Origin of the sequence: uncultured Sphingomonas sp. (assembly GCF_937871615.1) — a bacterium.
In the GTDB taxonomy this organism is placed as follows: Bacteria; Pseudomonadota; Alphaproteobacteria; order Sphingomonadales; family Sphingomonadaceae; genus Sphingomonas.
In genome coordinates, this window is sequence record NZ_CALMPA010000022.1 from 1 (window position 1) to 21,134 (window position 21,134).

General features: G+C 65.8%; 17 protein-coding genes. 13 read left to right on the plus strand and 4 right to left on the minus strand.

What is annotated here, in order from left to right; genetic code table 11:
* Window positions 1-96 precede the first annotated feature (96 nt).
* The gene (locus tag Q0316_RS05410) at window positions 97-837 is read right to left on the minus strand and encodes an SDR family NAD(P)-dependent oxidoreductase (protein ID WP_298670518.1); all 741 of its coding nucleotides are present in this window, start codon (window positions 835-837) and stop codon (window positions 97-99) included.
* A gap of 52 nt (window positions 838-889) precedes the next feature.
* Here Q0316_RS05410 and Q0316_RS05415 point away from each other — a divergent pair, with 52 nt between their 5' ends.
* From Q0316_RS05415 to Q0316_RS05425, 3 genes are read left to right on the plus strand one after another with little or no spacing between them, the layout of a single operon-like run.
* Complete coding sequence (locus tag Q0316_RS05415) at window positions 890-1,405, plus strand: nuclear transport factor 2 family protein (protein ID WP_298670519.1); 516 nt, start codon at window positions 890-892, stop codon at window positions 1,403-1,405.
* 39 nt (window positions 1,406-1,444) lie between these two features.
* Window positions 1,445-2,068, plus strand: coding sequence for a nuclear transport factor 2 family protein (locus Q0316_RS05420; RefSeq protein ID WP_298670520.1), 624 nt, complete (start codon window positions 1,445-1,447; stop codon window positions 2,066-2,068).
* A gap of 52 nt (window positions 2,069-2,120) precedes the next feature.
* Window positions 2,121-4,256 (plus strand): FAD-dependent oxidoreductase, encoded by a 2,136-nt coding sequence (locus Q0316_RS05425; RefSeq protein ID WP_298670521.1) that lies wholly within the window; start codon window positions 2,121-2,123, stop codon window positions 4,254-4,256.
* A 23-nt stretch (window positions 4,257-4,279) separates the two neighbouring features.
* Here the strand turns inward: Q0316_RS05425 and Q0316_RS05430 are convergent, their stop codons facing one another.
* From Q0316_RS05430 to Q0316_RS05440, 3 genes are read right to left on the minus strand one after another with little or no spacing between them, the layout of a single operon-like run.
* Window positions 4,280-5,092 (minus strand): SDR family oxidoreductase, encoded by an 813-nt coding sequence (locus tag Q0316_RS05430; RefSeq protein ID WP_298670522.1) that lies wholly within the window; start codon window positions 5,090-5,092, stop codon window positions 4,280-4,282.
* A gap of 17 nt (window positions 5,093-5,109) precedes the next feature.
* Window positions 5,110-6,795, minus strand: a complete 1,686-nt coding sequence (locus Q0316_RS05435) for an FAD-dependent oxidoreductase (RefSeq protein ID WP_298670523.1) — start codon at window positions 6,793-6,795, stop codon at window positions 5,110-5,112.
* 44 nt (window positions 6,796-6,839) lie between these two features.
* Window positions 6,840-7,610, minus strand: coding sequence for an SDR family NAD(P)-dependent oxidoreductase (locus Q0316_RS05440; RefSeq protein ID WP_298670524.1), 771 nt, complete (start codon window positions 7,608-7,610; stop codon window positions 6,840-6,842).
* Between the two features lie 117 nt (window positions 7,611-7,727).
* On the opposite strand from Q0316_RS05440, the gene Q0316_RS05445 reads away from it, so the two are divergent.
* The 10 genes from Q0316_RS05445 to Q0316_RS05490 all read left to right on the plus strand — a co-directional run bounded on the left by Q0316_RS05445 (window position 7,728) and on the right by Q0316_RS05490 (window position 21,116).
* Window positions 7,728-8,480, plus strand: a complete 753-nt coding sequence (locus Q0316_RS05445) for an SDR family NAD(P)-dependent oxidoreductase (protein ID WP_367179635.1) — start codon at window positions 7,728-7,730, stop codon at window positions 8,478-8,480.
* Window positions 8,481-8,513: 33 nt separating this feature from the next.
* On the plus strand, window positions 8,514-9,386 hold the full coding sequence (locus Q0316_RS05450; RefSeq protein ID WP_298670526.1) for an SDR family NAD(P)-dependent oxidoreductase: 873 nt from the start codon (window positions 8,514-8,516) through the stop codon (window positions 9,384-9,386).
* Window positions 9,387-9,500: 114 nt separating this feature from the next.
* Window positions 9,501-11,090, plus strand: a complete 1,590-nt coding sequence (locus tag Q0316_RS05455) for an AMP-binding protein (RefSeq protein ID WP_298670527.1) — start codon at window positions 9,501-9,503, stop codon at window positions 11,088-11,090.
* Entirely contained in the window at window positions 11,087-12,718 is a 1,632-nt protein-coding gene (locus Q0316_RS05460) for a class I adenylate-forming enzyme family protein (RefSeq protein ID WP_298670528.1), read from the plus strand. Before Q0316_RS05455 ends, Q0316_RS05460 begins: the two co-directional genes overlap by 4 nt.
* An 8-nt stretch (window positions 12,719-12,726) precedes the next feature.
* Window positions 12,727-13,593: an amidohydrolase family protein gene (locus Q0316_RS05465; protein ID WP_367179636.1), complete on the plus strand. Its 867-nt coding sequence runs from the start codon at window positions 12,727-12,729 to the stop codon at window positions 13,591-13,593.
* Between the two features lie 2 nt (window positions 13,594-13,595).
* Window positions 13,596-14,729, plus strand: a complete 1,134-nt coding sequence (locus Q0316_RS05470) for a Rieske 2Fe-2S domain-containing protein (protein ID WP_298670530.1) — start codon at window positions 13,596-13,598, stop codon at window positions 14,727-14,729.
* Between the two features lie 9 nt (window positions 14,730-14,738).
* Window positions 14,739-16,187 (plus strand): amidase, encoded by a 1,449-nt coding sequence (locus Q0316_RS05475; protein ID WP_298670531.1) that lies wholly within the window; start codon window positions 14,739-14,741, stop codon window positions 16,185-16,187.
* Between the two features lie 265 nt (window positions 16,188-16,452).
* The gene (locus Q0316_RS05480) at window positions 16,453-19,017 is read left to right on the plus strand and encodes a TonB-dependent receptor (RefSeq protein ID WP_298670532.1); all 2,565 of its coding nucleotides are present in this window, start codon (window positions 16,453-16,455) and stop codon (window positions 19,015-19,017) included.
* Window positions 19,018-19,086: 69 nt separating this feature from the next.
* The gene (locus tag Q0316_RS05485) at window positions 19,087-19,845 is read left to right on the plus strand and encodes an SDR family NAD(P)-dependent oxidoreductase (RefSeq protein ID WP_298670533.1); all 759 of its coding nucleotides are present in this window, start codon (window positions 19,087-19,089) and stop codon (window positions 19,843-19,845) included.
* Entirely contained in the window at window positions 19,791-21,116 is a 1,326-nt protein-coding gene (locus Q0316_RS05490) for an MFS transporter (protein ID WP_298670534.1), read from the plus strand. Before Q0316_RS05485 ends, Q0316_RS05490 begins: the two co-directional genes overlap by 55 nt.
* Window positions 21,117-21,134: the final 18 nt, after the last annotated feature.

A 21,134-nucleotide genomic window follows, 5' to 3' on the forward strand; every position in this document is an offset into this window, starting at 1 on the left:
GGCGGCCAGGAAGACATGATCGTCGATGTCGCACTCGATATGCTCAAGGAACGGGAGGCGGCGAACTGACGGGGCCGGCATGTGGCGGTGGGGCGCTTACCCGGCGAGTTGTGCTCCATCCACCGCCAGCGTCGCGCCGCTGATCTTGCGCGCGTCGTCCGACGCGAGGAAGGCGACGGTTGAGGCGATATCCTCCGGCTCCGCCGCGCCGCCCGCCAGCTTTGGCGCGTGGCGCATCATCAGCGACCAGTCGATGTCGCCGGCGGGCGGTGCGGCGTTGCCCATATTGGTGTTGACCTGCCCCGGACAGACCGCGTTGACGCGCACGCCGCGTGCCGCGAACTCCACCGCGAGCGACTTGGTGATCGCCACCACGCCATGTTTCGACGCGGAATAAGCGAGGCTGTAGGGGATGCCCGACAGCCCGGCGGTGGACGCCATATTGACGATGGACCCACGCGATCGAACAAGGTGCGGAAGGGCGGCGCGACACAGCGCGAAGACGCTGAACAGGTTGACGCGCAACACCCGCTCGAACCGGGCCTCGTCGAAATCGACCGTCGGCCCCCAATCGAGCATCCCCCCGATGTTGCACAGCACGTCCAGCCCATCCTGCGCGGCGGCGGCGACCAGCGCCTGGCAGGAGGGAGTGTTGCTGGCGTCGTAACGCTGCACCCGCACCGGGCGCTCGATCGCGGCGGCGGTTTCCTCCAGCCCCTCCTGGTTGATATCGCCGATCGTCAGCTTCGCGCCTTCGGCGGCGAAGCGCAGCGCGGTGGCCCGCCCGATGCCCGATGCCGCGCCGGTGACCAGCACATTCTTGTCAGCGAAACGCATGGGCTCTCTCTGCTCTTGATTTGCGTAGCATATTTAGCCAGAAATCTACGCAATGGCATTAGAAAATACCATAGAGGCCCGGGTCGCGCGCATGGAGGAGGATCGCGCGATTCGCGATCTGAAAGCGCGCTATCTGCGCGCCTGCGATGCCAAAGACCCCGATGGCGTGCGCGACACGCTGTTGCCGCACGGCGCGGTGATCGCGTTCGAGGGGTTCCCGCGGTTCGAGGATCGCGAGCCGTTCGTCGCGGTTTATGCGCAATTGGGGTGCGCGCCAGGGGTGTTCGATATCCACCACGCGGCCAATGGGATAATCAGTTTCGAGGATGAGGGCCGCGCGCGCGGATCGTGGTCGCTGCTGTTCTTCAACATCAATCTCGCCGCGCGCACGCTGACGCAGATGGGCGTGGAATATGACGATATCTACGTGAAGCAGGATGGCCGCTGGTGGATCGCGGAAACGCGTTCGCGCCAGACGTTCGCGCTGGTCCAGACGGTCGATGCCGACGGAAAGCCGGCGGTGAGCATCATGGGGAAGACGGCGGGGGCGTTCGGTGCGGCGGAATAATGGCGCAAGAAGCGTAATATATATGGCGGGAGAATAGCGTTGCTGGACTTGGAAGCCCGTATCGACCGCCTGGAGTCTCTGGATCAGATCCGGCAGCTTCCGGCCAAATATGCCCTGGCGCTCGACATGCGCGACATGGATGCGATGGTCTCCCTGTTTCCGGCGGACGTGCGCGTCGGCAAGGATGCGAGCGGGCGCGCCGCGCTGCGCGCCTATATGGATCGAACGCTGCGCTCGCCGTTCACCGGCACGTCGCACCATATCGGCGGCCATATCATCGAGTTCGACGATCCCGATCGCGCGCATGGCGTGGTCTATTCCAAGAACGAGCATGAGACCGGCGACGAATGGGTCATCATGCAGATGATGTATGTCGACGATTATGTTCGTGTCGACGGGCGCTGGCATTTCGCGCGACGGCTGCCGCTCTATTGGTATGCCACCGATCTCAACAAGCCGCCGATCGGCGCGAACAAGATGCGCTGGCCGGGGACCGATTGGGCGAAGGGCAATTTCCACAAATTGTTTCCGAGTTACGAAGAATTCTGGGCGCGTGCCGGCGACAGCGCCGCGCCGGTCGCCGCGCCCGCGCCGCTCGACGGCTTCATCAGCGCGATGCGCCGGGGCAATGCCGCGCCGCGCGTGAAAGTGCGGGCGGATTGAATAACGCCGGTCGCACGTAATGGCCGGCACGAGAGGATGGGATAGGATCACGATGACCGCCAAGAGCTTCCGGCACCTGCTTTCGCCCGGCCGCATCGGCCGGATGGAATTGCGCAATCGCATCGCGGTAACCGCGATGGGCGTGAGCCTTGGCGAGGATGATGGCCAGTGCGGCGAACGGCTCATCGCCTATCACGCGGAGCAGGCGAAGGGCGGCGCTGGCCTCATCATCACCGGCGTCGCCGGCGTCGCCTGGCCGATCGGCGCCAGCGAGGAGGCGCAGATCGCGATTTCCGACGATCGCTTCATACCGGGGCTGAAGGCGCTGGCCGATGCGGCCCATGCCCATGGCGCCAAAATCGTGCCGCAGCTTCATCACGGCGGCCTGGCCGCGATGGGGGACATGATCGCTGGCCGCCCCCGCTTGTGCCCCTCGCCACCCGAAGCGCCAACCGGCGATTTCACCGCGACGTTCCTGATCGAGGAACTCAAGGCGGCGCCGTTCGGACGCATCAAGAGCGTCGAGCTGAAGGTGATGACGCTTGAGGATATCAGGCTCGTCGTCAGCCAATTCGCGGCTGCGGCGGATCGCGCGAAGCGCGCCGGTTTCGATGGCGTGGAGATCCATGCCGGGCACGGCTACCTGCTGTCATCGTTCATCTCGCCCAAATCGAACAAGCGCGCCGACGAATATGGCGGCCCGCTGGAGAATCGTGCGCGTTTCCTCCTTGAGGTGATTCGCGCGGTGCGCGAGGCGGTCGGGCCGGATTTCCCGATATGGTGCAAGCTCGATTCGCGAGAGATCGGCAAGAAGGGCGGCATCACGATCGAGGACGCGATCGAGACGGCGCGGATGGCGGAAGCCGCCGGGGTCGATGCGATCACCGTATCCGCCTATCACGATAGCGGTCAGCCGAAGCTCCATTCGGGATCGCATACGCCGCACGAGCCGGGGCTGAACATTCCGTTCGCCCGGCGGATCAAGGCGGCGGTGGGCGTGCCGATCATCGCGTCCGGCCGGATCGAGCCGGAGGTGGGGGATGCAGCGATCGCCGACGCGTCGCTCGATTTCGTTTCGATGGGGCGCAAGCTTCTCGCCGATCCGCACCTGCCCAACAAACTGGCGGCGGGGCGAGCGGAAGACGTGCTGCCGTGCATCTATTGCTACACCTGCATCAGCGCGATCTATCTCGGCGATCCGCTGCGCTGCGCGGTGAACCCGGAGACGGGGTTCGAGCACCTGCGCCGCGAGGGGAAGGCGATGCCGCCGAAGCGCGTCGTGGTGATCGGCGGCGGCCCGGCGGGGATGGAAGCGGCGCGGCGCCTGCGGGAGAAGGGGCAGGAGGTGATCCTGCTCGAATCGAGCGCGCGGCTGGGCGGCACGTTGCGTTTCGCCGCGCTCGCTTATCCCGCGAACGAGCGGTTGCTCGATTGGCTTCAGCGGCAGGTGGCGGCGTCGGGCGCCGATGTCCGGCTCAATACGCGCGCCACGCCGGCGTTGCTGCGCGAACTGCGCCCCGATGCGGTGATCGTCGCGACCGGCGCGTTGCGCGAGATGCCGCCGATCCCCGGCTGCGATCTGCCCAACGTCCTGTCTGGGGACGATATGCGCAAGCTGATGCTCGGCGAAAGCTCCGACGAACTGAAACGCAAGACGAGCTTCGCCACGCGCATCGCGACCAGGGTGGGCGCGGCGACGGGGCTGACGGCCAATCTCGATTTCGTGCGCAAGGCGACACATCAATGGATGCCGCTGGGCGATCATGTCGTGATCGTCGGTGGCGAGCTGGTGGGATTGGAACTGGCCGAATTCCTGCTCGAACGCGGGCGGACGGTGACCGTGGTGGACGAGGCACCGCGCTTCGGCGCGGGGCTGACAGTGGTGCGGCGGATGCGGCTGCTTGAGGAGTTGAGGGAACATGGCGTCGCGATGTTCCCCAAGGCCGCCGACATCCGCGTCGAGCCGGGCGCGGTCACCTTCACCGATGCGAATGGCGAAGTGCAGCGTCCGCGCGCCGATCATGTGATCGTCGCCAAGGGCGCGGCCGGGGACGAGGCGCTGGCCGATGCGTTGCGCGCGGAAGGGTTCGACGTGCATGCGATCGGCGATTGCACCGGCGTCACCTACATTGAAGGCGCGATGCGCGGCGCGGCTGACGCGGTGGAAGCGATCCTGACGGCGGCCTGAATAGGCCGCGCGCCCGGCTCACATCAGAAGAAGCAACTGCCCCCGTTCGCCACCAGCACCGAACCTGTGACGAAGCTGGCGTCGTCGCTGGCGAGATAGGCGACGGCGGCAGCGATCTCGGCGGGGCGGGCGAGGCGACCGAGCGGCACGGCGGCCTCCATCGAGGTGATCCATTCCGCCGGAATGCTCTGCATGATCGGGGTGTCGGTCGGCCCCGGCGCGACCGCGTTGACGCGGATGCCGCGCGGCGCCAGTTCGCGCGCGAGTTGCCGGGTCAGCCCGATCACCGCCGCCTTGGAGGCGCAATAATGCGGCGAGCCTTCACCCGATTGCGCGCTGGTCGAGCTGATGTTGACGATCGTGCCGCCCGCTTCGTCCGCCGCCAGCACCCGCACGAATTCGCGCGCGAGGAAGAAGGCGCCGTCGAGGTTGACCGCCATCACCCCGCGCCAGCCGGCATCCTCCATATGGATCAACTGATCGGCGAAAGCGGTGGGCTTCGTGCCCGCCGCGATCTGCGCGTTGCGTTCCGCCATGCCGGCGTAGAACGGCTCGCTGCCATCGCCCGGCGCCGCGCCGATCCCGGCGTTGTTCACCGCGATATCGAGCCGCCCGAATGCGGTGCGCGCCTCACGCACCGCGGCTGCGACCGATGCGCTGTCGCTCACGTCGCAACGGATTGCCAGCGCGCCGCCGCTGCCACGCGCGTCATCGAGATTGAGATCGAGCGCGGCGACCTGTGCGCCCTCCGCCGTCAATCGCTCGACGATCGCGCGCCCGATGCCGCGCCCCGCGCCGGTGACGATCGCGCCGCGCCCGTGAAGCCGTCCTGCCATGATGCTGGTCCTTATGGTCAGTTGTTGGCGCCGGTCATGTCGCGCGCCGCGATATAGCCGAAAGTCAGTGCCGGCCCGATCGTGACGCCCGCGCCGGGATAGCTCTCGCCCATCGCCGAGGCCGCGTTGTTGCCCACCGCGTATAGGCCCGCGATCGGCTTGCCCTCGCGATCCATCACGCGCGCGCGCTCGTCGGTCAGCAGGCCGCCGTTGGTTCCGATGTCGCCGGGGTGGATCGGGAAGGCGTAGAACGGGCCTTTGGTGATCGGCGCCAGCGAGGGATTGGGCGTGACGCGCGGATCGCCATACATCTTGTCATAGGCAGCGTCGCCGCGATGGAAATCGGGGTCCGTTCCCTTCGCGGCATTGTCGTTGAAGCGCGCGACCGTGGCGGCGAGCTTCGCCGGATCGACACCGATCTTTCCGGCGAGTTCCGCGATCGTGCGGCCCTTGCGCATGATCTTGCGCACGCCCTTCGATTGCAGCCGATCGGGGACGAGCGGGAGCAGCGGCCCCATCGGATATTTGTGGCGGAAGCCGTGATCGAAGATCATCCAGCTCGGCTCGGCATCGCCATGTTCGCGCTGGCGCGCCGCCATCTGCTGCCCGACGATATGGTAGGACGCCGCCTCGTTGAGATAGCGTTCGCCCGACTGGTTGACCATGATGCAGCCCGGCAAGGCGCGCTCGATCGTGCACAGCCGCCCGCGATCCTCGCCCGGCACGTAGAAGACCGGCGCCGCCCATGCCGATTGCATGTTCAGCGTCGCCGCGCCCGCCGCCATGCCGGCGCGGATCGAATCGCCGGTGTTGCCGGCGATGCCGCCGCTGAACAATGCGCGCGGATAGCTTGGCGCATAGGCATCGCGCATCGCCTGATTCTTGTCGAAGCCGCCCGCCGCGAGCACCACGCCGCGCCGCGCGCGGATACGCATCGTGCGGCCCTTGTGCCGCGCCACGAGGCCCGCGACGCGACCGCCCTCCTCGATCAGTTCGATCATCGGGGTTTCGAGCCACACCGGCACATTGCGCGCGTTGAGCGCGATCCTGAGGCCGCCGACCAGCGCGTTGCCGAGCGTCAGCCGCCGATCCTTGCGCGAGCGCAGCCGAAAGGGGAGATCGAGCCAGTAACGCGCCAGCGATTTCGCAAGATGCATCTGCCAGCCCGGCGCGCGGAACAGCAGCACATAGGTTTCGTCGAAATGCCAGTTGAGATAGCCGAACAGGCTCGCCGCCGGGGAAGCGAAGCGCAACGTTTCCACGTCGCGTCCGAGCTGCCGCCCGTCGATCGGCAGCGGCATGTGCGTGCGATAGCCGGTCGGGCTGCCGCCGGGGTTTTCGGCATGGTAATCGGGATAGGGGAATGCCTGATAGTCGATCGGCGTATGCTCGCCCATCCAGCGCAGCATCGAGGCGGCATTGGAAACATAGGCGCGGATATTGGCATCGGGCACATTATCCGCCGAAAGCCCGCGAACATAGGCGAAGGCATCATCGACATTGTCGTGGAAGCCCGCCGCCGCGGCCTGATCGCTCGCGGGAATCCATATCCCCGCGCCGGAGGTGGCGGATGTGCCGCCCCACAGCTTTTCCTTCTCGATCACCAGGACATCGGCATGGTTTTGCGCGGCGACCAGCGCGGATAGCAGCCCTCCCGCGCCCGATCCGACGACGATCACGTCGACTTCCTTATCCCACCCCATCGCGTTCACCTTTTATCATTGTCCGCCGCCGGTGCCGCCGCCGGTCAGGACGGCAGATAGAGTTGCGCGGCCTTGCCGCCGTCAACCGGAAGCGCGGTGCCGGTGATGTAGCTCGACGCATCGGAGAGCATGAAGATGATCGCCTCGGCCAGTTCGTCCGGCTGGCCGCCGCGCCCCATCGGGATCGCCTCGGCTGTCTTGGCGGCGGTATCGGGGGCCTTGGTCGCGAAATCCTCGGTGCTGGGCGTCTGCACCTGTCCGGGGACGATCGCATTGACGCGCACGCCCACGCGCGCCGCCTCCATCGCGGCGACGGCGGTGAACTGGATCAGCGCCGCCTTGGATGCCGAATAGCTCGACATATATGGCGCCGCGCGGATGCCGCAGGAGGAGGAGATGTTGACGATCGAGCCGCGCTTGGCCGCCATCATGATCTTCATTGCCGCCTTGGTACCCACGAACACCGCATCTGCATTGACCGCGAAATCCTTGCGCCAATGCTCCAGCGACAGCTTGCTGATCGGAGCATAATGCACCGACATGGCATTGTTGACGAGCATATCGAGCCGGCCATGGCGCGCGGCGACATCCTCGATCAGCTTCGTGAAGGCGGCTTCGTCGGAAACGTCGAGCTGCACCGCCTCCACCTTGCCCTCTGCTGCGATCTCGGCGCGGGCTTCTTCCAGCTTTTCGGGGCGGCGCGCGCAGATTACGACAGTGGCGCCACGTTTCGCGAGCAGCCGCGCGGTCGCCCGCCCGATGCCGTCGCTGCCGCCGGTGATGATGGCGACGCGCCCTGCGAAATCCTGACTCATTGGGGTGTCCTCTCCAAAATTTTCACGCATTCTGCTGGTATGAGTGGCAATTTGTCAACGTAATGCGTAAGTGATAGCGAATAAACATACGAATATTAGGAGGTGTGGATGGGGCTGATGGCCGGAAAGGTCGCGCTGGTCACCGGGGGCGGGCAGGGCGTCGGCCAGGGAATCGCGCTTGCGCTGGCGAGCGAGGGCGCCGCGGTGGCGGTCAGCGGGCGCACCATCGAGAAGCTGGAGCACACCTGCAGCCTGATCGCCGAACGTGGCGGCACCGCGATCCCGCTTGCCTGCAACGTGAAGGAAGCCGGCGATCTCGCGCGGATGGTCGACGAAACGGTGGCGCGACTCGGCGGCATCGACGTGCTGGTCAACAACGCGCAGGAGGTGCCGAACGGCAAGCTGATGGAGGTCAGCGACGCGGCGTTTCTCGCCGGGTTCGAATCCGGCCCGCTGGCGACGCACCGGCTGATGAAGCTGGTCCATCCGCATCTCGTCGCGCGCGGCGGGGGCGTCATCATCAACCTCATCTCCTCCGTGTCGGTGCGCTGGGACATGACGGGCTATGGTGCTTATGCGGCGGTGAAGAAGGCGATCCACGCGCTGACCCGCGCGGCGGCTGCCGAATGGGGCCGCGAAGGCATCCGGGTGCTGTCGATCGCGCCGCACGCCGAATCGCCGGGCCTGAAATGGTGGATGAAGAACAACCCGGAAGAAGCCGAAGCCTTCTTCCGCACCATCCCGCTTGGCCGGGTGGGGCGGCTGGAGGAGGATATCGGGCGCGCGGTGGTGGCGTTGTGTTCGCCGGATATGGCCTATCTCACCGGGGCGATCGTGCCGCTCGACGGTGGGCAGGCGCATTTCGGTTGAGCCGGGTAATAACGGGAACAAGGAGTGGATCAGATGACGGAACCGAAGATCGCGCTGGTGACGGGCGCGAGTCGCGGCGCGGGGCGCGGCATCGCGCGCGGGTTGGGCGAAAAGGGCATGACCGTTTATGTCACGGGCCGCACCGTTACGCCGGGCGATGCGCGCGGCTGGGACGGCACGGTGCTGCCGGGCACGGTCGCCGAAACCGCAGCGGAAGTGACGAAGGCGGGTGGCGTCGGCATCCCGGTGGTGTGCGATCACGGCGATGATGCGCAGGTCGCCGCGCTGTTCGAGCGGATCGGGCGCGAACAGGGCCGGCTCGACATTCTGGTCAATAACGCCGCCTATATCCACCATCAGTTGATCGAGAAGAAGCCTTTCTGGGAGAAGGAGCTGGATGCAGTGCGCATCCTCGATGTCGGGCTGCGTTCGGCCTATGTGGCGAGCTGGTATGCGGCGCGGATGATGGTGAGGCAGGGCAGCGGGCTGATCGGCTTCGGCTCCTCGTTCGGCGCGAGCTGCTACATGCACGGCCCGGCCTATGGCGCGCAAAAGGCGGGGATCGACAAGCTCGCGCACGATATGGAGCATGATCTGCGCGGCACCGGCGTGCGCACCGCCTCGATCTGGATGGGGCCGCTGCTCACCGAGCGATCGGCGATCGCGAGCAAGACCAATCCGGAGCAATATAAGGATTTCATCGCCACGGCCGAAAATCCCGAGTTCACCGCGCATATCCTTTATGCGCTGGCGGCGGAGCCGCGCGGCGCGGATTATTCGGGGCGGACGCTGATCGCGGCGGAGATCGCGCGCGAGCTTGGCATCACCGATCGCGGCAACGATCGCCCGTCCTATCGCGAGATGCTGGGCAATCCGCCACTGCCCAATCCGGCGGCGGTTTATTGAATGCGCCGCGCGTGCGCAGGGGATTGCGTGAATGCGTAGTGTGTAATAGGTAAAGTTACGCAAAACAGAATGTCGATGGAAAAAACCATCGCGCTCACGAAGTGAGAGAGGATGATGGCGGCGCAGTTTAACCTTGCCGATTTGTTCGAGATCGTCGCCGGCGCGGTGGGGGAGCGAATCGCGATCAGCCATGATGGCGGCGCGATCAGCTATGCCGAACTCAACGCCCGCGCCGATCGGCTCGCGGCGGCGCTGGCGGATCGCGGCATCGCTCGGGGGGCGACTGTTGGCCTGTATCTGATGAACGGCCCGGAATATCTCGAAGGTTTTCTCGCGGCGATGAAATGCGGGGCCGCGCCGTTCAACATCAACTATCGCTATCGCGCCGGGGAGTTGCGCCATGTGCTGGACAATGCCGGCGCGGCGGCGGTGATCCATGGCGCGGAATTCACCCCCGTGTTGCGGGAGATTCGCGCGGACCTGCCCGCGCTCAAGGCCGCGATCGCGGTGGAGGATGGTTCGGGCGCGGATATCGCGGGATCGGAGCGTTACGAGGATCTGCTCGCCACCGCGCCGCGCGCCGGCTTCGATCGCGGCGAAGACGATATCATCCTGATCTACACCGGCGGCACCACCGGGATGCCCAAGGGCGTGATGTGGCCGCACAAGGCGCTCCTGTTCGCCTGCCTGGGTGGCGGGGGCCATTTTCACCCCGACGGCCCGATCGCCGCGCCGGAGGAAATCGCGAACCGCGCGCGCGAAGGGCATCCGCTGCGCATGTTCCCGATCGCGCCGCTGATGCACGGCGCGGCGACCTGGGGGGCATGGTCCGCGCTGCTTGGCGGGTTGACCGTGGTGCTCGATCCGATCCGCCGCTTCGATCCCGTCGCGATCTGGGACAGGGTGGAGCGCGAACAGGTCAACATCATCGCGATCGTCGGCGATGCGATGGCGGTGCCGCTGTGCGATGCGCTTCATGCCAATCCCGATCGCTGGAGCCTCCGCTCGGTGGTCAATTTTGGCTCGGGCGGCGCGGTTTTCTCCGGGCATGTCAAGGAAGCGATCAAGGCCAAGCTGCCGCCACACGCCATGGTCACCGATGGCATGGGCTCCACCGAAACCGGCATCTCCGGGATGGCGGAGGCAAGCGCGGATGGCGTGATGCGGCTGCCCGCCAATGCGGATCAGCAGGTCGTGGTCGGCGATCGCTTCGCCGTGGCGGGCGAGATCGGGCTGATCGCGCGAAGCGGCCATACGCCGATCGGTTATTTCGGTGATCCGGTGAAGACCGCCGAAACCTTCCGCATGATCGAAGGCAGGCTGTGGGCGGTGAGCGGCGATAGCGGGCGCCTTGATCCCGATGGCCGGATCACGATGTTCGGGCGCGGCGCCACCTGCATCAATACGGGCGGCGAGAAGGTGTTTCCCGAGGAGGTCGAAACCGCGCTGCGCACTCACCCGGCGATCCTCGACGCGGTTGTCGCAGGCCAGAAGGATTCGCGCTGGGGCGAGCGGGTGATCGGGATCGTTTCGCGCCGCGATGGCGCGGCGGAGCCGTCGTTCGAGGATGTCGCGGCGCATCTCAAGCGGCAACTCGCCGGTTACAAGGTGCCGAAGGCGCTGGTGTGGGTCGATGCGGTCAAGCGCTCGCCCGCCGGCAAACAGGATTATCGCTGGGCCATGGAGCTTGCAGGGCGCGCATGACGAAAACCGATCCCTTTCTGACCGAGTTGACCGCGCCGGACATGCCGTTCGCCATTGGTGAGCGTCGCGGGATGCGCCGCTTCACGAATGCGCCGCCGACGCTCGACGCGCTGATCGAAAGCGCGCGGCGGCACGGCAGCGCGACCTTCCTGGTGGAGGGCGGGGCGCGGCTGACCTTTGACGAGGTGTTCGCGCGGCGCGACGCGCTGGCCGCCGCGCTGCCGATCGCGTCGGGCGATCGCGTGGTGATCTGTATGCGCAATCGCGCGGCATGGATGATCGGTTTCCTGGCGGTGATGCGCGCGGGCGGCGTCGCGGTGCTGGTCAACAGCCGTGGCGCGCCGGAGGAATTGCGCGCGGCGGTCGAGGAATGCTCGCCCGCGCTGGTGCTTGCCGATCGCGAGCGCGCGGCGCTGCTCGATCAATCCGGGTTCGGCGGCGCGATCCTGCGGGCGAAGGATTTCCCGCTGGAGGGCGGCGCTGGTTTCGTGCCTCCTTCGCGAGGGGCGGACGATCCGGCGGCGATCCTGTTCACCTCGGGCACGACGGGGCGGGTGAAGGGCGCGGTGCTGACCCATGGCAATATGGTCACCGCGCTGATGAGCGTCCAGCTTTCCGGCCTGATGGTGCTCCACGATGTCGCGCGGCGGCTGGGGCTGGCGCCGGAGCAATTGCTGGCCGGGGCGCCGCAGGCCGGGGTGTTGCTGGTCTATCCGCTGTTCCACATCTCAGGGCTGGTATCCGCGTTCCTGTCGCCGCTGCTCGCGGGCAGCAAGGTGGTGGTGATGCGCCGCTGGGATGCGGACGAGGCGCTGCGGCTGATCGCGGTGGAGCGCATCTCGATGTTCACCGGCGTGCCGACGATGCTGTGGGACGTGCTCCATCGCGCGAAACTGAGCGAGGCCGATCTGTCCTCGCTCACCAATATCGCCTCGGGCGGGCAGGCGCTGCCGATCAACCTGCTCGATGCGATGCGCGAATTCTGCCCCGGCGCGGCAATGGGCACCGGCTATGGCATGACGGAAACCGCCGGCACCGTGGCGATGGCTGTGGGCGACGATTTCATGCGCCGCCGTGCCTCCGCCGGGCGCGTGCTCGATCTGTACGAGTTGCGGATCGAAGGGCCGGGTGGCGAGCAATTGCCGCCCGGCGAGGCGGGCGAGATCGTCGTGCGCGGGCCGACGGTGATGCAGGGTTACTGGAACCGGCCCGAGGAAACCGCCGAGGTGCTCAGCGCCGACGGCTGGCTGCACACCGGCGACATCGGTTATGTCGACGACGAGAATTACATCTTCATCGTCGATCGCAAGAAGGACATGGTGATCTCCGGCGGGGAGAACATCTATTGCGCGGAGGTGGAGCGCGTGATGAGCCTGCTTCCCGAGGTTGGCGAGTGCGCCGCCTTCGGTATGCCGGATGAACGGCTTGGCGAGCGGCTCGTCGCGGTCGTCGTCGCCAGCGGGCTCGATGAGGATTGCATCCGGCACCATGTCGGCGAGCATCTCGCGCGCTACAAGGCGCCGGTGCGCGTCGGCGTGTCGAAGGAGCCGCTGCCGCGCAATCCCATTGGCAAGATCGACAAGAACAGGTTGCGCGCATTGTGGCCGCACCTAGCTGGAGACCAGTAATCGTGCCCATGCCCAAAGACATCAGGATCATTGATTGTATGCTCGGCATCCCCGAGGCGGAAAATCGTGATGACTGGTTCCAGTTCTTCCGCCCGCTGCTGAAGGATGCGCAGTCGCTCGATCAGTTCGCGATGCCCGCGCAATATATGTTCAAGGATATCCCGGAAACGGGCAAGGTCGACGATTTCGTTTCCTGGACGGTCGATCAGATGGATCGGTTCAACATCCAGAAGGCGCTGGTCGGCTGGAACGACAACGCCACCTCGCGCCGCGCGAAGGAGCGTTATCCCGATCGCTTCTTCTTCGATGTGCCGAGCAATCCCAATAACGGGGTGGACGAGGTGCGGCGGATCAAGCGGCTGCATCAGGAAGTGGGAATCTCTGCGATCAGCGTGTTCCCCGCAGGCACGCTGCCACAGGTGGCGATCAACCATAAATATATGTTTCCGCTCTACACCTGCGCGGCGGAGCTTGGCATTCCGATCCTGCTCAACGCGGGCATCCCCGGCCCGCGCATCCCGATGGAGACGCAAAAGGTAGAGCATCTTGATGAGGTGTGCTGGTTCTTCCCCGATCTGAAGGTGGTGATGCGCCACGGCGCGGAACCATGGGAAGACCTTGCGGTCAAGCTGATGCTGAAATGGCCGAACCTGTATTATTCCACCAGCGCCTTCGCGCCGAAACATTATCCAAAAGCGATCATCAATTACGCCAATACGCGCGGCGCGGACAAGATCATCTACGCCGGCTATTTCCCGATGGGGCTGAGCCTCGATCGCATTTTTTCCGATATGCAGAACGTGCCCTTCAAGGATGAGGTCTGGCCGAAATTCCTGCGCGAAAACGCCATCAAGGTCTTTGGTTTGGGAGAATGACGATGTCCGAGCATGAAAAGGGCGCGCCCGTCGATGCGCGTGTTCCACCCGTCGCCGTCTGGCAGGTGCTCGAAAAGCTGAAAGGGCAGGCTTTGCTCGACTGGCGCCTCGCCGAGGTCAAGAATCGCCCGTCGGTGAAGGAACGCAATCTCGATACCGGCTTCGCCTTTGGCTGGTATCCGGTGATGCTGTCGCGCGATCTTGAGGCGGGCGTGGTAAAGCCGCTGCGCTATTTCTCGACCGATCTTGCAATTTGGCGTGGCATGGACGGCAAGGTTCGTATGCTCGATGCTTATTGCAAGCACCTCGGCGCGCATCTGGGGCACGGCGGCAAGGTGAGCGGCAATCTGCTCGAATGCCCGTTCCACGCCTGGCGCTACGATGGCGAGGAAGGCGTGGTGAAGGAAATCCCCTATGCCCGCGCGATCCCGCCGCAGGTGAAGCGTAAATGCACCCGCACCTGGCACGTCACCGAGGCCAATCGCTGGATCTGGATGTGGTATCACCCGCAGGATGTCGCCCCGATGTGGGAGGTGGTGGAGCAGCCCGAAGCGACCGATCCCGAATGGACCGATTTCGAAATCCACGAATGGAATGTGTGGGGCAGCCTGCAGAACATGGCGGAAAACGGCGTGGATTTCGCGCATTTCCAATTCATCCACGGCACCGCGAACCTGCCCAAGGGCGAATTGCGCTGGGGCGAATGGGGGCGCGGCGCCGATGTGCGAGCCAAGATGGGCACGCCGATGGGCGAGGTCGACGGGTGCATTTCCTATGACACGATGGGGCCGGGGCAGAGCTGGACGCGCTTCACCGGCATCTCTGAAACGCTGCTGATCGCGTGCCTCACCCCGGTGGAGGAGGATCACGTCCACGCGCGCTTCTGTTTCACTCAGCCGAAAACGCAAGCCGAAGGCCCGATGGGCGGGCTGGCGCGCGCGATGATCCGGGACATCTGCAAGCAGTTCGACCAGGACAAGGTGGTGTGGGACAGGCAGAAGTTCGAGCCGAACCCGATCATCTGCGACGGCGACGGCCCGATCCCGCAATTCCGCCGGTTCTTCGGTCGCTATTATGTCAAGCCCGAGGGCGATCCCGCCGAGGGCAAGGTCGAGCCGCTGAAGGCCGCGAGCTAGGCGACGGGCATGGCCGAAAGGGGTGTCGAGCGCCTGCTGGGCGAGCGCGATGCGCTCGGGCTGGCCGCGCTGGTGAAGGCCGGGGAGGTTTCCCCGGCCGAACTGCTGGAGGCGGCGATCGCGCGCGCCGAGGCGCTCGATCCGCAATTCAATTTCATGGCGCAGCGGCATTACGATCGCGCGCGCGCCGCGATCGCGCGAGGGCTGCCCGATGGGCCGCTTGCCGGCGTGCCGTGGCTGCTCAAGGATTTGAACACCTATATCGAAGGCGAGCTGACCGAGAACGGCAGCCGGCTCTATCGCGGCAATCGCGCCACGCAATCCTCCGAACTGGTGCGCCGGATCGAGCGTGTCGGGATGGTGATCTTCGGCAAGACCACGACGCCCGAATTCGGGCTGACCGGCACCACCGAATCCGCGCTGTGCGGGGCGACGCGCAATCCGTGGAACCCGGCGCATATCGCGGGCGGCTCGTCCGGCGGGGCGGCGGTGGCGGTGGCGGCGGGGGTGTTGCCTGCCGCGCACGCCACCGACGGTGGTGGCTCGATCCGCATCCCCGCGTCGTGCTGCGGGTTGTTCGGGCTGAAGCCCAGCCGTGGCCGCGTGCCGATGGGGCCGGCGCGCACCGAAGGGTGGGGCGGGCTTTCGGCGCACCATGCGGTGACGCATAGCGTGCGTGATTCCGCCGCGATCCTCGATGCGACGCACGGGATCGAGCCGGGCTCGCGTTATGGGGCGCCCGCGCCGGCAGAGGGATTCCTCGCGCAGGTCGGGCGCGATCCGGGGCGGTTGCGCATCGCGTTGATGACCGCGCCGCCATCGGGCAGCCCGGTCGATCCCGAATGCGTCGCGGCGACGCGCGCCGCCGCGCGGCTGTGTGAGAGCCTGGGGCATATCGTCGAGGAAGCGGCGCCCGCGATTGATGCCGCCGCCTTCGGGCAGGCTTCGTTCGTGCTGATCGGCGCATCGGTGGCCGCCGATGTCGAGCAGCGTGCAGCCGCGATCGGCAGGGCGGTGGGGCCGGATGTGCTGGAGCCGATCACGCTCGGGTTCGTCGACTATGGCCGCCACACCACCGGCATGGATTTCGCACGCGCCAATGCGACGGTGCAGGAAATCGCGGTGACAGTCGCGCGGTTCATGGCCGATTATGACGTGATCCTGTCGCCGACGCTGGGCACGTTGCCGCTCGAAATCGGGGTGATCGGCCTCACGCCGCCGAGCGATTTCGAAACCTGGGGCAGGCTGGCGAGCACCTTCGCGTCGTTCACCGGCGTCTATAACGGCACCGGGCAGCCGAGCATGTCCGTGCCGCTCGGCATGTCTGAAAGCGGGCTGCCGATCGGGGTGATGTTCACCGCGCGTTATGCCGAGGAGGCGCTGCTATTCCGGCTCGCGGCGCAACTGGAGACCGCCGCGCCATGGGCGTGCCGCCGCGCGCCGGCGCGGGCGGGATAATCGCCGGACATTCCCAGTCACGTTGATGCCGCCGGCGTCAGGGGCGGTGCGCGCCTGTCAGCCGCGGGAATCGGGTGGCGTCCGTGCGGGCCGCGTCCGCGCTTCGGCAAAATGCACAACCTGGGTCCGATGTGAAACGCAACCGATGTAAAAATACGGCGCATGATGCGTCTTCTCGTAATGCCACTTGACATATGTTACGCAAATAACGAAAGTGCGCAGAACAAATCCTGCGACAAGCAGGGCTTCGCCTAGGAGAGATCAGATGCTGAAGGGGAGGAATTACGGGTTGTGGCTTGTCGGTGGGGCCAGTGTGCTCGCCATTGCCACACCGGCATTCGCGCAGACTCAAGATCGGGCGCCGCAGCCTGCCGCGAACGACGCGTCCGCCGCGAGCACTGGCTCCGGTCTCGCGGACATCGTTGTCACCGCGCAGAAGCGTGAACAGAATCTCCAGGCCGTCCCGCTCGCCGTCAGCGCGATTTCCGAGGCGAAGGTCCAGCAGCTCGGCATCAAGGATGCGCGCGACGTGAGCGGCCTCGCGCCCAACGTCACGATCGACCCGCCGACGACCAGCATGACCTCGGCGGTGATCTCGATCCGCGGCATCGCGAGCGGCGCGCAGGAATCGCTGAGCCTCGATCAGGCCAACGGCCTGTATGTCGATGGCGTTTACATCGCGCGTTCGGGCGCGGCGGCGCTCGATGTCACCGATATCGAGCGGGTCGAGGTGCTGCGTGGTCCGCAGGGCACGCTGTTCGGTCGCAACACCACGGGCGGCGCGATCTCGTTCATCTCGCGCGATCCGTCGGAAAAATTCCAGGGCAGCGTCAACGCCGGCATCGGCAATTACGGCCTGTGGACCGCGCGTGCGTCGATTGATCCCGGCGAGATCATGGGCATCAGTTCGACCTTCACTTATGCGCACAGCCAGCATTTCGGCTATGTCGACAATATCCTTCAGCCCAGCCGCCTGAAGGATCCCGGCTCGCGCCAGATGGATTCGTTCCGCGCCGCGCTCAAGGCCAATCTGGGCGGCACCGGCAGCATCAAATACATCTTCGACTATTCGAATGTTCGCGGCAACAACGCCTCGTTCCAGTTGCTCGATGTGGCGAACGGGACGAAGATGCCGAACGTGATGGTCGGCGGCCTTTCGGTGCCGATGCCGGCGCAGGCGCCCGTGGCGGGCTATCTCAACGAGGTGACCTTCCTGGAGCCGGGCTGCGCCGCGCTATCCACCCCCAGCCGCGTCTATCGCGACAAGACCTGCCTCAACAGCGATCTCGGCGCGCGTGACCAGATCTGGGGCCACAACCTGCAGATCCAGAACGATTTCGGCGGCTTCAAGGTGAAGTCAACCACCGGCTATCGCATCTGGCACAGCGACGCCTATGGCGCCGATCTCGACGGGTTGGGCACGATCAAGGGGCCGCTGTTCACCAACACCACGTTGCTGAACGGTATGCCGCAGGCGCTGCTGCAGAATATCTATCCGGCGGGAACCGCGGCGTTTCTTGCCGGCTCGCCCGTGCCGACGACGACGGCGGACATATTCCAGACCGTCAATTATCGCCGGCACAAGCAGTTCAGCGAGGAAGTCGAAGTTTCGGGTGATACCGACAATCTCGATTGGGTCGTCGGCGGCTTCTATTTCTACGAGAAGGGCTCGGAATATAATCCGCAGACCTCCGGCTTCGTGCTCGATACCAACACGATCTTCGGGAATCCGGCTGGCCCGTTCGGCGCGCTCGGCCCATTGCTCGCCGCGGCGAACCCCGCGCGTTACCGCATGGTCGTCACCAAGGGGCTGGTCAATTATGTGACCAACGCGGAATCGACCGCCGTTTATGGTCAGGCGACCTATTATGTCGGCGGTCGCGATGCGCCGCTCAGCCTGACCGGCGGCCTGCGCTACACCTGGGACAGCAAGAATATCATCCTGTTCCAGAACGGCGCCGCGCCGCTGGCGACCCCGGATAGCGAACACGCCAGTTTCCAGCGGCTGACGTGGAACGCGATGGCGCGCTATGCCTTCGATCGCGATATCAGCATCTATGCGCGCGCGGCGAGCGGTTATCGTTCGGGTGGCTTCAATCCGGCGGATACGCCGCCGCTGGCGGCTTTCAAGCCCGAGACGGTTACCTCGTATGAGATCGGCCTCAAGAGCGAGTTGTTCAACCGCCACCTGCGGCTCAATGTCGCCGGTTATTACAATAAATACAAAGATATGGCGGTCGTCATCCCGATCCCGGCGACGGGCGGCGCGTTCAACACCAAGATCATCAACGCGGGCAGCGTCGATTATGCCGGTGTCGAGGTCGAGGGCCAGGCGATCCTCACCGACAATTTCTCGATCGACGGCAATTTCGGCTACGTCAACGTCGACTATAAGCAGCTCAATATCTTCGCCACGACGCTGCCGGGGGCGCCCGCGATCAACGCGGCGTCGATCGCGCATTCGACCTACACATCGCCCTACACCGGGAACATCGCGTTCAACGCGCAATTCCCGATCGGGGATGACGGAGCGAAGCTGATCGCGCGCGTGGGCTACACCTATCTGGCGGCGCAATATCCGTTCAACAACGTGCTCTCCGCGCCGTTCCTCAATTCGATCAAGAGCGATACGCAGAATCTCGTCGATGCGCAGATCATCTTCGACAAGATTTCGCTCGGCGGGATCAAGGCCCAGCTCAAATTCTGGGGCAAGAACCTCACGAACCAGCACAACATGCTGCGCGCGATCGACTTTGGCCCGCTGGGGCTTGCGGGGGGCTATTATGGCGAACCGCGCACCTATGGCGCGACGATCGGGTTCAAATTCTAAGGCGTATCGAGCGCGGCCCCTCCCTCCCTCTGGGGGCCGCGCTCCAGTTTTCAATGAAGGTTTGAGATCATGCGCGGATTGGCAGGCAAGGTCGGCATCGTTGCCGGCGGTGGTCGCGGCATCGGCTCGGCGACCGCACGCCGGCTCGCGGCGGAGGGCGCCGCCGTGGTGGTCGGCGATATCGCCGCAGAATGGGCGGAGGAAGTCGCCGCCGATATCCGCGCGGGGGGTGGCCGCGCGCTCGGCATCCGGCTCGATGGCACCGCGCCGGAATCGCAGGCCGCGATCGTGGAGGCCGCCAGGGCCGAATTCGGCGGGCTCGATTTCTATCATTCCAATCTCGCCGGCGGAACGCAGGGCGATGTCGATGCGCTTGATTGCCCGCTGGAGGTGTTCGACAAATCGGTGGCGATCAATTCCAGGAGCCACCTGATCGCGACGCAGGCGGCGCTGCCGGCCCTGCTGGAGCGCGGCGGCGGGGCGATGATTTACACATCATCGGGCGCGGCCTCCGGCGGCAGCGCCTGGCAGGTGGCCTATCCGATGACGAAGAATTCTATTCATGCGCTTGCGCGGCATGTCGCATCGCGCTGGGGCAAGCAGGGCATTCGTGCCAATGTGATCTGCCCCGGCGTGGTGCTGACCGAAGCGGTGAAAGAGCATATGACCGAGCAACAGGTGGAGCAGAGCCATCGCCGCGTTCCCCATCCCCGGCTCGGCAAGCCGGATGATATCGCGGCGGCCGTGGCGTTTCTCGCATCGGAGGATGGCGAATGGGTGAACGGGCAGGTGTGGCACGTGAATGGGGGGATGCAGATGCGGGATTGACGCGCGCTGGTGGCGGGCGCCGCCTCAGCAACAAATGGCTCGTGCTGTTCCTGTTGCTTGGCGTCGGGCTGTTCAATCAGGGCGATCGTTTCCTGCTTGCCGGGCTGGTCGAGCCGATCAAGGCCGAATTCGGCGTGTCGGACGGCTTCATGGGGCTGCTCATGGGGCCGGCGTTCGCGTTGCTCTATTCGCTGCTGGCGATCCCGATCGCGCGCGCGGCGGATCGCATGTCGCGGATTTTCATCATCGTCGTCGGCTGTCTGGTGTGGAGCGGGTTCACCGCTGCCTCCGGGCTGGCGCAGGGGCCGTGGACGCTGGCGGGCGCGCGCGTCGGCGTGGGCATCGGTGAGGCCGCTTTTCAGGCGCCGGCCTACGCATTGATCGCCGCTTACTTCGTGCCGGAGCAGCGTGGCCGCGCCTTCGCAATCATGGGGCTCAACACCTATATCGGCCAGACGCTGGGCTATGTCGTCGGCCCCGCGCTCGCGGCGGACGCGACCTGGCGCTATCCCTTTATGGTGATGGGCGGCAGCGGCTTCGCGATCGGCGTGCTCGCGCTGCTGCTGATCCGTGAGCCCGCGCGCGTCGTCCTCCACGCCGAGGTGAAAGCGCCCCGCCTTTCGGTGTTGGCGCGCCAGCTCGTCGGCATCGCAAGTTACCGCAACATGATGCTTGGCATGGCGCTGGGCGTGCTTTCGGGAATTTCGTTCGGCCTGTGGGGACCGGCGCTGTTCGCGCGCGCCTATGCACTGCCGATCAAGCAGGCGAGCACGCTGTTCGGGCTGGCGTTCGGCCTGGCGGGGCTGGTGGGCATGTTGTTCTTCGGCGTGCTGGCCGATCGCGCGTCGAAGCGCGAGCCGGCCGCGCCGTTGCGGCTGGCGGCGCTCGCGCTTGGCGCGGCGACCGCGCTCATCATGGTTGTCACCTGGACGCCCTCATTGGAAGTCGCGCGCTGGCTCGCGGTGCCGTGCGGCCTGTTTGGCGGCGGCTGGTCGGTTGGCGTGGTCGTCGCGCTCCAGAATCTGCTGCCGGATCGCATCCGCGCGACTGGCACCGCGCTTGGTATGCTTGTCGTCAATCTGCTCGGCGCGGTTGGCGGGCCGTGGCTGGCGGGCGCGCTCAGCGGCGCGGTCGGCGGCGATGCGACTCACAGCCTCAGGATCGGGCTCAGCGTGGTTATTCCGCTCGGCTTCATCGGCGCGTGGCTGATCTGGCGCGCGCGCGGCGATCTGGTCAGAGATCGCGCGGTGTTGGCGACGCTCGACGGCTGAGCCAGGGTCGGGGCGGTG